This is a genomic window from Micromonospora sp. NPDC047187, assembly GCF_040643355.1.
Taxonomy (GTDB): domain Bacteria; phylum Actinomycetota; class Actinomycetes; order Mycobacteriales; family Micromonosporaceae; genus Micromonospora; species Micromonospora salmantinae.
The window spans coordinates 17321-31961 of sequence record NZ_JBEYUF010000036.1; the positions used below are offsets into that span (position 1 = coordinate 17321).

Genomic DNA, 14641 nt, shown 5'->3' on the forward strand with positions numbered 1-14641 from the left:
GGTGATTACTTGGTGAGCGGCGCGAGCTTCGGGTCGGTGGCGTACGCCTCAGCCGCGTTCGCCTTGGTGACGGCGACCGGCGGGAGCAGGTACGTGTCGACGACCTTGCTGCCGTTGTTGTAGGACTTGGTGTCGTTCACCTGCGGCTTGTCGCCGGCCTGGAGAGCCTTGACCATGTTGATGGTCTCCTTCACCAGGTTGCGGGTGTCCTTGTTGATCGTCATGTACTGCTCGCCCTTGACGATCGACTTGACCGACTCGACCTCGGAGTCCTGACCGGTGACGATCGGGGTCGGCTTGCCAGCACCCTTGACCGAGGTCAGGATGGCGCGGGCCAGCGTGTCGTTCGGGGAGAGGACGCCGTCCAGCTCCTTGTTGCCGTAGGTCGAGGTCAGCAGCTGGTCCATGCGGGCCTGCGCACCCTCGGCCTTCCAGCCCTGGATGGCGGTCTGCTTGACGTCCTTCTGACCCGAGGCGACGACCACGTTGCCCTTGTCGATCTCCGGCTTGAGCACGTCCATGGCGCCGTTGAAGAAGACACCGGCGTTGTTGTCGTCCGGCGAGCCGGAGAACAGCTCGATGTTGTACGGGCCGTTCGGCTTCTTGGCCTTCATGCCGTCCAGCAGGGCCTGGCCCTGCAGCTGGCCGACCTTGAAGTTGTCGAAGGCGACGTAGTAGTCGAGGTCCGGGGTGTTCGTGATGAGCCGGTCGTAGGCGATGACCTTCACGCCGGCCGTGTGGGCCGCCGCGACCTGGGTCGACAGCTGCGCCGCGTCGGTCGCGCCGATGACGATGACCTTGGCACCCTTGGTGACCATGGCGGTGATCTGGGCCTGCTGGTCGGCGACAGTGGTCGACGCGCCGGCGTACTGCACGTCACCCTGGAAGCCGGCCTCCTTGAGACCGTTGCTGAACAGGTCACCGGCGAGGACCCAGTTCTCCGAGGTCTTGGCCGGCAGGGCCACGCCGATCAGCGAGTTCGCCGGGAAGCCCTTGGCGGCCTCGCCGCCGGAGCCGCTGTCGGCGTCGCGGCCGGAACCGCAGCCGGCGAGGGCCAGCATGGCGGCGGCGCTGATGGCCACCACCGACGTGCCGAAGAATTTACGCATGGTGAGGACTTGCCTTTCTAGATGGTGAGGCGGGTAGAGAGGTCGGTGGCCGTCAGCCGGACACCGCTGCCTTGGCGGGCTTGCGCTCCGCGTCCGGCGGTGAGGCGGGTGGGACGGAGTCCTCGCGGCGGAACGGCCGCATCAGGCTCCCGATGATGGAGAAACGCCCCTGGCTCTTGTTGTAGACGTCGATCGCGACGGCCAGCAGCAGGACCAGGCCCTTGATGATCTGGACGCGGTCGGTGCCGACACCCATGAGCTGGAGGCCGTTGTTGAGCACGGCCATGACGAGACCACCGACGATGGATCCGCTGATGGTGCCGATACCGCCGGCGACGGCCGCGCCACCGATGAAGACGGCGGCGATGGCGTCCAGTTCCCAGCCGTTGCCGTCCTGCGGTCCGGAGGCCGCCGAACGGGCCACGAAGATCATGCCGGCCAGCGCGGCCAGGACGGACATGTTCATCATGACGAAGAAGTTGACCCGCTTGAGCTTCACACCGGACAGCTCGGCCGCCCGGGAGTTGCCGCCCACCGCGTAGATGTGCCGGCCACCGGCCGTGTTGCGGGTGTAGAAGGAGTACGCGATGACCAGGACCAGCAGGATGATGCCGGAGATCGGGAAGCTGGTGCCGACGCGACCGCTGGCGAAGCGCAGCGCCGCGAAGGCGATGACGCCGACCATGATGGCCATCCGCAGGATGGAGATCCACATGGGCGCCGGGTCGGCGTCCATCGCCCGTCGGGTCTTGCGGGACTGGATCTCGCGCCACACCACCGCCAACGCCGCGGCCAGGCCGAGCAGCAGCGTGGCGTTGTTGTAGCCGGTGTTAGGGCCGAACTCGGGCAGGAAGCCGGAGCCGATCTCCCGGAAGCCCTCCGGCACCGGGACGGTGCTCGCGTTACCGATGAACTGGTTGCCGCCCCGGAAGAGCAGCATGCCCGCCAGGGTGACGATGAACGCCGGCACCCCGATGTAGGCCACCCAGAAGCCTTGCCAGGCGCCGATCACCGCGCCGATGGCGAGGCCGAACACGATGGCAGCGGGCCAGGGAAGGTCCCACTCGGTCATCGACTTGGCGACCAGGATGCCGGCGAAGGCGGCGACCGAGCCGACCGAGAGGTCGATGTGCCCGGCCACGATCACCATGAGCATGCCGATGGCCAGAATCAGAATGTACGAGTTCTGCTGGAACAGCGCGATCAGGTTGTCCGACCGCAGGGTGAGGCCGTCGGTCAGAATCTGGAACAGGACGACGATCGCCACCAGGGTGAAGATCATGCCGAACTGGCGAGCGTTGGAGGTGGTGCCTCCGAACAGGTTCTTCTGAAGGTCCTTCAATCGGCTCATCGTGTGGCCATCTTCTTCGTCGAGGTCATCTGCTTCATGAGGGTTTCCGGGGTGGCGTCCGCCCGGGCGATCTCGCCCGTGATGGCGCCTTCGAACACGGTGTAGATGCGGTCGCACAGCCCGATCAGCTCAGGCAGCTCCGAGGAGATGACGATGACGCCCTTCCCCTGGTCGGCGAGCCGCTGGATGATGCCGTAGATCTCGTACTTGGCACCCACGTCGATGCCGCGCGTCGGCTCGTCGAGGATCAGCAGGTCCGGGTCGGTGAACATCCACTTGGCCAGGACGACCTTCTGCTGGTTGCCGCCGGAGAGCTTGGAGACGCTCTCGTCGACAGTCGGGGCCTTGGTCCGCAACTCCTTGCGGTACGACTCAGCCGCCTGGTATTCCTCGACCTCGTTCAGGACGCCGTGGTGCGAGATCTTGGACAGCTTGGCTGCCACCGTCGACGTCTTGATGTCGTCGAGCAGGTTGAGGCCGATCGCCTTGCGGTCCTCGCTGACGTAGGCGAGGCCGTTGTCGATGGCATCCGCCACCGACTTCAGGACGATCTCCTTGCCGTCCTTGATGATCGTGCCCGACTCGAACACCCCGTAGGAGCGGCCGAAGACACTCATCGCGAGTTCGGTTCGGCCCGCGCCCATGAGACCGGCGAAGCCGACGATCTCGCCGCGGCGCACCACGAAGCTCTCGTTCTTGCAGACCTGCCGCTCGGCGGAGATCGGGTGCCGGACGTTCCAGTCGCGGACCTCGAAGAAGACCTCGCCGATCTTCGGCGTGTGGTCCGGGAACCGGCTGCTCAGCTCGCGGCCGACCATGCCCCGCACGATCCGGTCCTCGTCGACCCCGTCCGCCTTGACGTCGAGGGTCTCCACGGTCCGGCCGTCGCGCAGGATGGTGATCTGGTCGGCGATCGCCTCGATCTCGTTGAGCTTGTGCGAGATCATGATCGAGGTGATGCCGCGGGAGCGGAACCCGCGCAGCAGGTCCAGCAGGTGCTTGGAGTCGGCCTCGTTGAGCGCCGCGGTGGGCTCGTCGAGGATGAGCAGCTTCACGTCCTTGGCGAACGCCTTGGCGATCTCGACGAGCTGCTGCTTGCCGACCCCGATGTCCTTGATCAGGGTGTCCGGGTCCTCTTCCAGACCGACCCGGGCCATCAGGTCCAGCGCCATCCGGTTCGCGGCCTTCCAGTCGATCGCGCCCCGCTTGCGCGGTTCGTTGCCGAGGAAGATGTTCTCGGCGATCGACATCCCGGGAATGAGCGCGAGCTCCTGGTGGATGATCACGATGCCGGCGTTCTCACTGGCCCGGATGTCGGAGAACTTGCTCTCCGACCCCTGGTAGGTGATCTTGCCGTCGTAGGTGCCGTGCGGGTACACCCCGCTGAGCACCTTCATCAGGGTGGACTTGCCCGCGCCGTTCTCGCCGCAGATGGCATGGATCTCGCCGGCGCGAACCACCAGGTTGACGTCGGAGAGGGCCTTGACTCCGGGAAACTCCTTGGTGATGGAGCGCATCTCAAGGAGGATGGGCACGTCGCTCATCGCTCGTACCACCTCGCCAACGTCATCGGTTGCCTCCGGAAGGTTGAACCTTCACTTGGTTTTGTTGTTGACGGCAACGTATTGCGGCCGAAGGGCCATCCGCAAGGCGAGGGACTGTTGAAAAAGTAACAATCCGGCAATATAGATGTCGCACAGTGTTCGTCCGCCACAGCGACCACGGCAGCCCCTCGCGGTACCCCTGGCATGACTGCAGCACCCACGCCCACCTGCGACAACGCGCCAATTGACCCCGGCCGTTCCCGCAGCTTTCCCACCAGGCAAGATGCCTCGGGGACGGTGCGTCCGGTAACGCAGCGCACACGTCAGGCCATCGAACGATGGGAATCGGGCGTCAGCCCGGCGCCGTACGCGAAGCGCACCACGAGCCCTCGGGCGGCTGATGTGACCCACGCCTCTACCGGCCGCACGCATCGATGGTCATCGTCCTGCAACGCCGTGCACCGGACGACGGGTCAGTGCCCTGACGTCCCCTACGCGCAGTTCGTGACGGCACACTGCGCGCCGGGCCCTGGGTGTGGGTCCCGGTCCGGGTACACACCGGCGACCCCGATCGCACCAGCGGCGTTGACCAGCCGGGCCGCGTCGGCGATGACCTGGTCGCGCGGGGTGTCTCACCGGCCGCCGCCGGGCCGGATCCGCACCGGCGGTGCGGATCCGGCCCGGCACATCGGCGGGTTCACGGACTGGGTGTGGCGGGGGATCAGTGACCGGCGTTCTGCCCGCCGTCGACGTGCAGGGTCTCGCCGGTGACGAACGGGGCGGACTCGAGGTAGAGGACGGCGTCGACGACGTCGCTGGTCTCGCCCATCCGGCCGACCGGGTGCAGGCCCGCGAGCGTCTGGTGCGTCTCGACCGGGTGCATCGGGGTCTTGATGATGCCGGGCGCGACGGCGTTGACCCGTACGCCGCGAGCCGCGTACTCGATGGCCAGGGACTTGGTGGCCGAGCTGAGGCCGCCCTTGGTCAGCGACGCGAGCACCGACGGAACGTGCGAACTGGGCTGGTCGACGAAGCTGGTCGTGATGCTGACGATGTGCCCCGAGCCCTCAGCCAGCAGGTGCGGCAGGACGCGTCGGGTGAGGTGGAAGAAGCCGGCGAGGTTGACCCCGGTGACCAGGTCGAACTCCTCGTCGGTGTAGTCGGTGAACGGCTTGGCGACGAAGACACCGGCGTTGTTCACGAGGGTGTCGATCCGCCCGAATCGGTCCAGTGCGGCACGCACCACCCGTTCGGCGGTGTCGGCCTCGGCGATGTCGCCCCGGACCGTGACGATCTCCGGGTCGTCGGACGCGCCGATCGAACGCGAGGTCGCCACGACGCCGTACCCGAGCTTGCGGTAGGCGGCCACGAGGTCGGCGCCGATGCCCTGCGAGGCGCCGGTGATCACGACGACCTTCTGGCTCTGACTGCTGTTCATGAGAAAACCACCTTCACTAGACGACTGGTCTACTAAAAGCTAGCCGACCGGTCGTGTATCGTCGAGGCATGGGTCGAACCAGTGACGCGAAGAACAAGATCCTCGACGCGGCCGCCACGCTGATCGAGCAGCGCGGCTACACGGCGCTCGGCGTGGCCGAGATCTGCGCGGCGGCGGGCGTGCCGAAGGGCAGCTTCTACTACTTCTTCGAGTCCAAGCAGGCGCTCGCCCGCACCGTCATCGACGAGCACTGGATCATCCAGCGCCGCCAGTGGGAGCAGTTGCTCGGCAGCGAGCGCGACCCGCTACAGCGGCTCCGGGACCTGTTCGAGGCCACCGAAGAGGTCCAGCGCGTCGGCCAGCAGAAGGCCGGCGTGGTCGCGGGCTGCCTGTTCGGCAACCTCGCCCTCGAACTCAGCAACCAGGCCGAGGAGATCCGCGGCCGGCTCCAGGAGATCTTCGAGGAGCAGATCAGCCTCATCGAGCAGGTCGTCGTCGAGGCGAAGGAGCGCGGCCTGGCGGGCCCGGCGGTCGACAGCCGGGAGGCCGCCCGATCGATCGTCGCCCAGATCGAGGGGCGGGTCCTGCTCGCGAAGTTGCTGAACGATCCGACCCAACTGGAGACGCTGTGGCGCAACTGCCTCGATCTCCTCCAGGTGCCGGCGCAGGCACGGACCACCACCGGCTGAACGGACGACGGTCGCTGACCGTCCACTCCGGGCGCACTGCGCGGGCCGCTCAGTAACATCGGCGAGGCACGATATTCAGGCGGACCACTCCCCGACCGGATCGAGCACTCGACATGACGACCGAGCAGACCACGTCTCCCCCGCGTGCCGGTGTCGGCATCGCCGCTCAGGGGCTGGGCCAGAGCGTCCGGAGCGGTCGCCAGATCCTGACCGACATCTCAGTGAGCATCGCGCCGGGCGAGCTGGTCGCGATCATCGGCGCCAGCGGCGCCGGCAAGACCACCCTGTTGGAGATCCTCGCCGGGGTACAGCGACCGGCAGCGGGCACCCTGACGTACGACGGCACCACCGCGGGCGGCACCATCGGTGTCGTTCCGCAGGACGACATCATCCACCGCGAGCTGCCCCTGGCCCGCACCCTGCGCTACGCCGCCCGACTGCGTCTGCCCTCCACCACCGGGCCGGCCGAGATCAGTGACCGGGTCGCGGAGGTGCTCGCCGAGCTGCGGCTCACCGACCGGGCCGCCACGCCGGTCGGTCTGCTCAGCGGCGGTGAACGCAAGCGCGCCAGCATCGCCGTCGAGCTGCTCACCCGACCCGGCGTGTTCTTCCTGGACGAGCCCACCTCCGGATTGGACCCGGCGATCGCCGTGGAGCTGCTCCGGGTGCTCCGCGCGCTGGCCGACACCGGCGCCACCGTCGTGCTGACCACTCACCAGATCACCGACGTGGACCATTGCGACCGGGTCGTCGTGCTGACCCGTCAGGGCCGGCTGGCGTTCACCGGCACCCCGACCGCCGCCCGGGAGTTCTTCGGCCTGCGGTCCCTGGCCGAGGTGCACCTCCGGCTCGACGAAGCGACGCAACCCGCCGAGTGGCCCGATCGCTTCGCCGAGCAACGCGCGGCCGAACCGCCGCCGCGTACCACCGGCGACGGTGACGCCGCCGCGACGCCGCCCCGGCGCGTCGGCCGGCTGCGCCAATGGGCGGTCCTCACCGCGCGCAACACGGAGATCGTCGTCCGCAACCGGCTGACCCTGGCCATCCTGCTCGGCTCGCCGCTGATGGTGCTCGGCATGTTCGCGCTGCTGTTCCGCCCGGGGGCGTTCGAGCCGACCAGACCCAGCCCGACGGTGACCGTGATGATCCTGTTCTGGATCGCGTTCGGCGGCTTCTTCTTCGGGCTGACCTACGGGCTCCTCCAGATCTGCACCGAGCTGCCGATCCTGCGCCGGGAGCGGCTGGCCGGTGTCCGACTGGTCCCGTACCTGCTGGCGAAGGTCGCGGTGCTGCTGCCGCTGCTGGCCGTGGTGGACCTTGCCCTGCTCGGGGTACTGCGCGGCATGGACCGGCTGCCGCCGGTCGGCGGCGCCGACTTCGCCGCCCTGTACGCGACGCTGCTGCTCTCCTCGGCGGCGGCGCTCGCCCTCGGTCTGCTCTGCTCGGCGGCCGTGTCCGACCCGGCCCAGGCGACGCTCATGCTGCCGATGCTCTGCTTCCCACAGGTGCTGTTCGTCGGCGCGATCCTGCCGGTGCCGGCGATGGCGGCCGGCGGTCAGTGGCTCAGCTACGCGATGTCGAACCGGTGGGCGTTCGAGGGCCTGGGGCACACCGCCGGGGTGGAGCGGCTCTGGCGCGACGGCGGCTCTCCGCTCGGCCCGCCGCTGCTGGCCACGTACGGCGACAGCTTCTCCCGGCCGGTGTGGGTCGACTGGCTGGTGCTCGGCGGTTTCGTGCTGCTCTTCCTGGGCGCCGCCTGGGCGGTCCTGCTCCGACGGGATCCCCGTCGTGCGTCCTGACCCGGCGCCGCCCGCCTCCCCCACTGCGCTGCCGGGGTACGCCGCCACCGGCCGGATCGACGAACTGCGCGCCACCGAGTACCGACACCTGGACACCGACGGGCAGGTGTACCTCGACTACGCCGGAGCCGGGGTGGCCGCCCAGGCCCAGGTTCGCTCCCACCACGACCGGTTGCTCGCCGGCCTGTACAGCAACCCCCACTCGGAGAACCCCACGAGCGTGGCGGCGGGCTCACTGGTGGACTCGGCGCGACGCGCGGTGCTCGACTTCTTCCGCGCCGACCCGGCCGAGTACGCGGTCATCTTCACCCCGAACGCCAGCGGCGCCTGCCGGCTGGTGGGCGAGGCGTACGACTTCGGCCGGGCCGCGCCGCTGGTGCTCACCTGGGACAACCACAACTCGGTCAACGGCATTCGTGAGTACGCCCGGTCGGCTCGCGCGTCCGTACGCTACCTGCCGCTGAACGGGCCGGAGCTGCGAGTTGCCGAGTCGGACCTGGTCGCGGCGCTCGACGCCGGCAGTGGCGGGCTGGCCCGTCGGTGGGGTTGGCCCGGTCGACGCGGGCTGTTCGCCTATCCGGCGCAGAGCAACTTCTCCGGTGTGCAGCACCCGCTGGGCTGGGTGGAGCTGGCCCACCAGCGCGGCTACGACGTGCTGCTCGACGCTGCCGCCTTCGCGCCGACGAACCGGCTGGACCTCAGCGTCGTCCGGCCGGATTTCGTCTGCCTGAGCTGGTACAAGCTCTTCGGCTACCCCACCGGGGTCGGCGCGCTGCTGGCTCGCCGTTCCGCGCTGGCCCGGTTGCGCCGGCCGTGGTTCGCCGGCGGCACCATCCGCGCCGTGAGCGTGCAGGGCGACTGGCACCGGCCGATGGACGACGAGTCGGCGTTCGAGGACGGCACACTCAACTTCCTGAGCATCCCGGACGTGGAGTTCGGGTTGGGCTGGCTCGACTCGATCGGCGTGGACCTCGTCCACGCCCGGGTCGGCCTGCTCACCGAGTGGCTGCTGGAGCGGCTGGCCACCCTGCGGCACGACACCGGCGGGCCGCTGGTCCAGGTGTACGGGCCGACGACGGGTGCGGGGCGCGGTGGCACTGTGACCTTCAACCTCCGTCACCCGGACGGCACGCTGGTCGACGAACGGCTCGTGGCGCGGGAGGCGGCAACGGCCGGTCTCTCCCTGCGTACCGGCTGTTTCTGCAACCCGGGCGCGGCCGAGGGCGCGTTCGGGATGAGCCGGACGTCGATGCGGCAGCGGCTGTTGGCGGGGGTCGACACGATCGACCAGTACCTTGCCGCGCTGGGGCTGCCGACGGGCGGCGCGGTCCGCGTCTCGTTCGGACTGGCCTCGATTGCGACCGACGCGGAGCGCCTCGTCGACTTCGTCCAGTCGACCTACCTCAATCGGAGCGCCGGTACGGAGTCACCACTGCCACCTCGGCTGCGCTGCTGACCTGCCCCGACCCCGCCGACTAGCTGACCTGGGCCACCGGCGCCGGGCGGTGCTTGATCTCCTCCATGAACGGGAACCGGGCGGTCAGCTCGGCGAACGTCAGGCCGGCCCGCCAGGCGGCGGCCACCTGGGCAACCTGCACCAGATCCATGACGTCACCGCGGGCGAGAACCTCTCCCGAGACGCGCAGGTCAATCATGAAGTACCGGGCCTGCGAGCCCAGCCCCACGCAGACCACGCCCTCGTCGGAGTGCAGCTCGGCGCAGGTGAACCGGGCCCGCCCCTGCTCCGGCGCGGTCACCCGGCCGACGTCGAGCCCGTGGCGGGCAGCGGTTTCGATCAGCGCGGGGGCCAGGCCACCCCGCTCGACCAGATCCGGGTAGAGGCGCACACCCAGCGCCGTCGACGCCTCACTCATGACTGACTCCCACTTCCTTGTGACAGAGACCAGCAGCGCGCAGGTTACGGGAAAGTTTCCGGCACGCCTCGTCATCCTGTCCCGCGTGGACGCCCCACGGCAATAGGAAAGGTCGATTCGACCGCTATCGAGTAACCCTCGGCCGCGCCGAACTCCCTCGATGGGTCAGCCTTGTCCATCTCGGAGGCATCGAGCGATGCCACGGCGACGACCGGTGTCGGCGCTCGACCGCTCACTGGTCAGCATCGGGCGGTAACGGACGGTCGTGATATTGGAAACACTCTTGACAGAAAGAAATGATATCGACATGCTTCGCTTTAGAGAGCGCTCTCTATCCTGGTCAACCGCCTCCATCACCCCCAAGCTGAGGAGCCTCCCGTGTTCACAGACCGGCCCAGCCTCCGCTTCCGCCCCCTCGTACTCCTGGCGGCCGCCCTCGTCGCGACAGCGACGGCGCTCGTCGTCCCGGCGAACCCCGACCGGGCCGAGGCCGCCATCGGCCCCATCAGCTGGCAGGACGAGTTCAACTCCCCCGCCGGCACACCCGTCGACCAGAACAAGTGGCGGTTCGACACCGGTGGCGGCGGCTGGGGCAACAACGAGCGGCAGTACTACACGAACAGCACCAGCAACGCCGTCCACGACGGCCAGGGCAACCTGGTCATCACCGCCCGCCGGGACAATCCCGCCAACTACCAGTGCCACTACGGGCGCTGCGAGTACACGTCGGCGCGGTTGCTGACGGCGGCCACCTTCACCCAGACGTACGGGCGGTTCGAGGCCCGGATCAAGGTCCCGCGTGGTCAGGGCATCTGGCCGGCCTTCTGGATGCTCGGCACCGGCGGCGGGTGGCCCGACGCCGGCGAGATCGACATCATGGAGAACATCGGCCGGGAGCCCAACACCGTCTACGGCACCGTGCACGGGCCCGGCTACTCCGGCGGCGGCGGCATCACGGGCAGCCGCACCCTCGGCGCGCCGCTCGCCGACACCTTCCACACCTACCGGGTGGACTGGGAGCCGAACGTCATCACCTGGTACGTCGACGGGGTGCAGTACCACCGGGTCGATCCCGCTCGGCTCGGCGGCAACCGCTGGGTGTTCGACCACCCCTTCTTCATGATCCTCAACGTGGCGGTCGGTGGTAACTGGCCCGGCTACCCCGACGGCTCGACCCAGTTCCCACAGCAGATGCTCGTCGACTACGTCCGGGTGTCCAGCTACACCTCGGGCGGCGGGGGCGACCCGACTCCCGGCACCAACCGGATCCGGGGCGCGCAGAGCGGTCGCTGCATCGACATCCCCGGCGCCAACCCGGTCGAGGGCGCCAAACTCCAGATCTGGGACTGCAACACCACGGCGGCCCAGAGCTGGACCTTCGCCTCCGACGGGACCGTCCGCGCGATGGGCAAGTGCATGGACCCGGCCTGGGCCGGCACCGCCAACGGCACCGAGGTCAACCTGGTCAGCTGCAACGGCAACACCGCGCAACGCTTCACCCTCAACGCCTCCGGCGACCTGGTCAACCTCAACGCCAACAAGTGCGTGGACGTACGGGAGGCCAACCCCAACAACGGTGGCAAGCTGCACCTGTGGGACTGCCTCGGCGCCGCCAACCAGAAATGGTCTCGCATCTGATCACCCGAGCACGAAGGCGTGGGCCGTCCGAGGAGAACTCGGGCGGCCCACCGCCGTTGGAGCCCCGCCCACCTCCTCGAACCAGATTGACTCGATGGGCGGGAGGCCAGGCTCATGCCCACTATGTTCGGATTAGTCCAGAATCCGGCAGTTCCGGGAGTGAGCTCATGTCGCACCACCTCGATACGCCCCTGGCCGCCCAGGACGGCCAGTTGCACATCGACGACCTGTACGTCTTCAACGGCGACCGCGCCACGGTGTTCGTCATGGACGTCAACAGCTCGGTGACCAAGGCCGACATCAAGCGCGGCTTCCACGCCGAGGCGCGCTACGAGATCAAGATCCACATCAATGGCACCGCCGTGGAGGACCTGACCTACCGGTTCGCCTTCGGTGAGCCGGACGGCGAAGCCCGGCAGGCCCTCCAGTTGTACGAGCTCCCCGGAGCGGACGCCCGCGACGACGCCGCGATGGGCACCCCCATCGCCGAAGGCCGCACCGGCGAGGTGACCACCGGCGGCAACGTCCGGATCTGGGCCGGCCGGATCACCGACCCCTTCTACGTCGACCTCGACGAACTCGCCACCATCAACGGCGCGGTCAAGAACGGTTCGCCTGTGGACCGGTCGGCGTGGCGAGTCGACCAGGCCAAGAACAGCTTCGCCGGCACCACAGTCGAGTCGATAGTCCTTGAGGTCTCCCACGACGAGCCGCTGCTGCGCGACGGCACCGAGATCGGCGTGTGGTGTCGCACCATGCTGGCCACCGACGCCGGCGGATGGCGCCAGATCAACCGCGCCGGCCACCCCATGATGTGGCCGATCTTCTGGCCCCACGACACCGACTTCTCCGACCCCGCCAACTTCCGGCACCCCAGCAACGACCTCACCGAGGGCGGGGAGGAGATCGCGAACGCGGTCGCCGGGGTGGTCAAGGCGAACGGCACCGCACCGGACCCGCAGGCGTACGGCTGGAGCGTCGCCCGGCAGCTCTACCCCGACCTGCTCTCGTACAAGGTCGGCACGGCCGCGAACTTCGGCTTCGCGGTCCGCAACGGGCGCACCCTGGCCGACAACGTGCCCGAGGTCATGTTCTCCCTGATCCTCAACACCGGCACCACCGCCGGCCTCACCTCGGAGGTCACCAAGGCCGCCCGTTCCGCGACGTTCCCGTACGTGGTCGCGGCCTGAATTCGCTCGCAGGGCTCGGCGGCCGGCAGGGCGCCGAGCCCTTGCCGTGCGCGCCCTCCGCGAGGGCCGAACGCACATGACTGGCCGATCCATGATCGTCCTTGATTGAGGAAAGTAGCCCTTCCCGCGCACGCGACACCACTACGTCCCGGACCGAGCGCGATCTTCGAACGCCCACCGGGTGACGCACGCACCATTCGGCCAATATGGGCGTTTTGCGTAGTTATTCTCTTAAGTGCTCACCAGGGCACTTTGGGACATAGGAGACTCGATGCGCAGAAAGATTCTCGCAGGCTTGGCCGGCGTTGCCGCCGTCGTCGCGCTCGCCGGACCGGCCGCCGCGGACACCACGGGCGACACCATCGTGACCCTCACCGTCGACGCCGCCGGCGGCCTGTCGATCACGGTGCCGGCGACGGCGAACATCGGCCACGGCGTGGAGGGCTCGACCGTTTCCGGTCAGCTCGGCCCGGTCACCGTGCTGGACCAGCGCGGATCGCTCACCCCCAACTGGACCGCCAACGTCATCTCCACCGACTTCGTCACCGGCGGTGGCTCCTCCGGGGAGACGATCCCCAACATCAACGTCCAGTACTGGTCGGGTCCCCCGACCGCGACCGCTGGTGGCGGCACCTTCACACCGGGTCAGCCCACCGCCACCCAAGCAGTGATCATCAACGTCCCCCAAACGGCGATGAGCCACACCGGCGGCACCGGCAACAACTTCGCCACCTGGAACCCGACCCTGGTGGTGGACGTGCCCGTCGGCACCGTCCAAGGTGTCTACACGGGGACGGTGACACATTCGGTGTTCTGAGCCGCTCGGCCGGCTGGTGCTGCTGGCCTCGGTCGCCCTCGTGGCGCTCGGGGTTTCGGCGGCACCGGCCGTTGCCGTGCGGGAGCAGCGACAGGAGCCGGCCGAGGAAGCCGCGATCAGCATCCGGATGCTGGACATCCCGGCCAGTCGGGTGCAGGACCCCCGGGCCCAGGTCTACATCGTGGATCACCTGAAGCCCGGAGCGACGATCAACCGCCGGGTCGAGGTGCAGAACACCTCCGCCGAGACGCAGAAGATCGAGTTCTATTCCGGCGCCGCGTCGGTCGAGAACAACGCCTTCACAGTGCCCGAGGGGCGTACCGGCAACGAACTGAGCGGGTGGATCCGGCTGAAGACCGCCACGATCGAGTTGGACCCGGGTGAGCGACGACCGGTCGAGGTCGAGCTCGCCGTGCCGAAGAAGGCATCGAAGGGCGAGCGGTACGCCGCGATCTGGGCGCAGGTCACCAGCGCGAAGGAACGCACTGGCAACGTCACCCAGATCCACCGGGTGGGCATCCGGGTCTACCTCGACATCGGTCCGGGTGGTGAGCCGCCAACGGACTTCCGGATCGAAGGGTTGGCCGCGGAGCCTGGCACCGGCGAGTTCCCCGTGGTCACCGCGAAGGTCACCAATACCGGCGAACGCGCGCTGGACATGACCGGCACTCTGTCGCTGACCAAGACGGCGGTCCAGGCCGGTCCGTTCAAGGTGACAAACGGCGTGACGATCCTGCCCGGCCAGAGCGGTCAGGTTCGGATCGAGGTCAACCAGGCCCTGCCCGCCGGGACCTGGGACGTGCACGCGAAGCTCGCCAGCGGCACCGTGGAACGCACCGCGACCGGGAAGATCGTCCTACCCGTCGCGGCGCCGATGACGGTCGCGACGTCCGGCGGGCCGAGTTGGCTGGTCTACACGGTCGGCGGCGTCGCCCTGCTGGTGCCGGTCACCCTTGGCGGCTGGTATCTCGTCCGGCGGCGCCGGACCCAGCTGGCCTGACCACCGCCCCTGCCAAGCAACCTGCCCGGCCGTTCCCCCCGGAACGGCCGGGCAGCACCGTCCGTTCCCCCCGGAACGGCCGGGCAGCACCGTCTGACCGAGTCGATCATGGACTTGTGGTGGTCGACTCGGGCGCCACCAGAATGATTTGTCCCCCACCACAACTCCATGATCCTCGAGGCGGGGGCAGTG

General features: G+C 68.6%; 12 protein-coding genes. 7 read left to right on the plus strand and 5 right to left on the minus strand.

Features of this window, described 5'->3' with window-relative positions; all coding sequences use genetic code 11:
• Positions 1-5: 5 nt before the first annotated feature.
• The 4 genes from ABZ794_RS31880 to ABZ794_RS31895 all read right to left on the minus strand — a co-directional run bounded on the left by ABZ794_RS31880 (position 6) and on the right by ABZ794_RS31895 (position 5442).
• Positions 6-1109, minus strand: a complete 1104-nt coding sequence (locus ABZ794_RS31880; protein ID WP_210784053.1) for a sugar-binding protein — start codon at positions 1107-1109, stop codon at positions 6-8.
• 52 nt (positions 1110-1161) lie between these two features.
• Positions 1162-2460, minus strand: a complete 1299-nt coding sequence (mmsB, locus tag ABZ794_RS31885; protein ID WP_210784052.1) for a multiple monosaccharide ABC transporter permease — start codon at positions 2458-2460, stop codon at positions 1162-1164.
• Positions 2457-4004 (minus strand): multiple monosaccharide ABC transporter ATP-binding protein, encoded by a 1548-nt coding sequence (mmsA, locus tag ABZ794_RS31890; protein ID WP_210784051.1) that lies wholly within the window; start codon positions 4002-4004, stop codon positions 2457-2459. Before mmsA ends, mmsB begins: the two co-directional genes overlap by 4 nt.
• A gap of 721 nt (positions 4005-4725) precedes the next feature.
• Complete coding sequence (locus tag ABZ794_RS31895) at positions 4726-5442, minus strand: SDR family oxidoreductase (RefSeq protein ID WP_357519055.1); 717 nt, start codon at positions 5440-5442, stop codon at positions 4726-4728.
• Between the two features lie 68 nt (positions 5443-5510).
• Between ABZ794_RS31895 and ABZ794_RS31900 the strand changes: the two genes are divergently transcribed.
• The 3 genes from ABZ794_RS31900 to ABZ794_RS31910 all read left to right on the plus strand — a co-directional run bounded on the left by ABZ794_RS31900 (position 5511) and on the right by ABZ794_RS31910 (position 9386).
• Positions 5511-6131, plus strand: coding sequence for a TetR/AcrR family transcriptional regulator (locus tag ABZ794_RS31900; RefSeq protein WP_357519057.1), 621 nt, complete (start codon positions 5511-5513; stop codon positions 6129-6131).
• A gap of 113 nt (positions 6132-6244) precedes the next feature.
• The gene (locus ABZ794_RS31905; RefSeq protein ID WP_357519059.1) at positions 6245-7930 is read left to right on the plus strand and encodes an ATP-binding cassette domain-containing protein; all 1686 of its coding nucleotides are present in this window, start codon (positions 6245-6247) and stop codon (positions 7928-7930) included.
• Entirely contained in the window at positions 7920-9386 is a 1467-nt protein-coding gene (locus ABZ794_RS31910) for an aminotransferase class V-fold PLP-dependent enzyme (RefSeq protein WP_357519061.1), read from the plus strand. The genes ABZ794_RS31905 and ABZ794_RS31910 overlap by 11 nt, the downstream gene beginning before the upstream one ends.
• A 19-nt stretch (positions 9387-9405) precedes the next feature.
• On the opposite strand, the gene ABZ794_RS31915 is transcribed toward ABZ794_RS31910, so the two are convergent.
• Positions 9406-9804, minus strand: a complete 399-nt coding sequence (locus tag ABZ794_RS31915; RefSeq protein ID WP_112585399.1) for a hypothetical protein — start codon at positions 9802-9804, stop codon at positions 9406-9408.
• 378 nt (positions 9805-10182) lie between these two features.
• Here ABZ794_RS31915 and ABZ794_RS31920 point away from each other — a divergent pair, with 378 nt between their 5' ends.
• The 4 genes from ABZ794_RS31920 to ABZ794_RS31935 all read left to right on the plus strand — a co-directional run bounded on the left by ABZ794_RS31920 (position 10183) and on the right by ABZ794_RS31935 (position 14449).
• Positions 10183-11442, plus strand: coding sequence for a glycoside hydrolase family 16 protein (locus tag ABZ794_RS31920; protein ID WP_210784045.1), 1260 nt, complete (start codon positions 10183-10185; stop codon positions 11440-11442).
• A 167-nt stretch (positions 11443-11609) separates the two neighbouring features.
• Positions 11610-12632 (plus strand): DUF4331 family protein, encoded by a 1023-nt coding sequence (locus ABZ794_RS31925; protein WP_357519063.1) that lies wholly within the window; start codon positions 11610-11612, stop codon positions 12630-12632.
• A 271-nt stretch (positions 12633-12903) separates the two neighbouring features.
• Positions 12904-13449, plus strand: coding sequence for a hypothetical protein (locus tag ABZ794_RS31930; RefSeq protein ID WP_357519065.1), 546 nt, complete (start codon positions 12904-12906; stop codon positions 13447-13449).
• 16 nt (positions 13450-13465) lie between these two features.
• On the plus strand, positions 13466-14449 hold the full coding sequence (locus tag ABZ794_RS31935) for a hypothetical protein (RefSeq protein ID WP_357519067.1): 984 nt from the start codon (positions 13466-13468) through the stop codon (positions 14447-14449).
• Positions 14450-14641 lie beyond the last annotated feature (192 nt).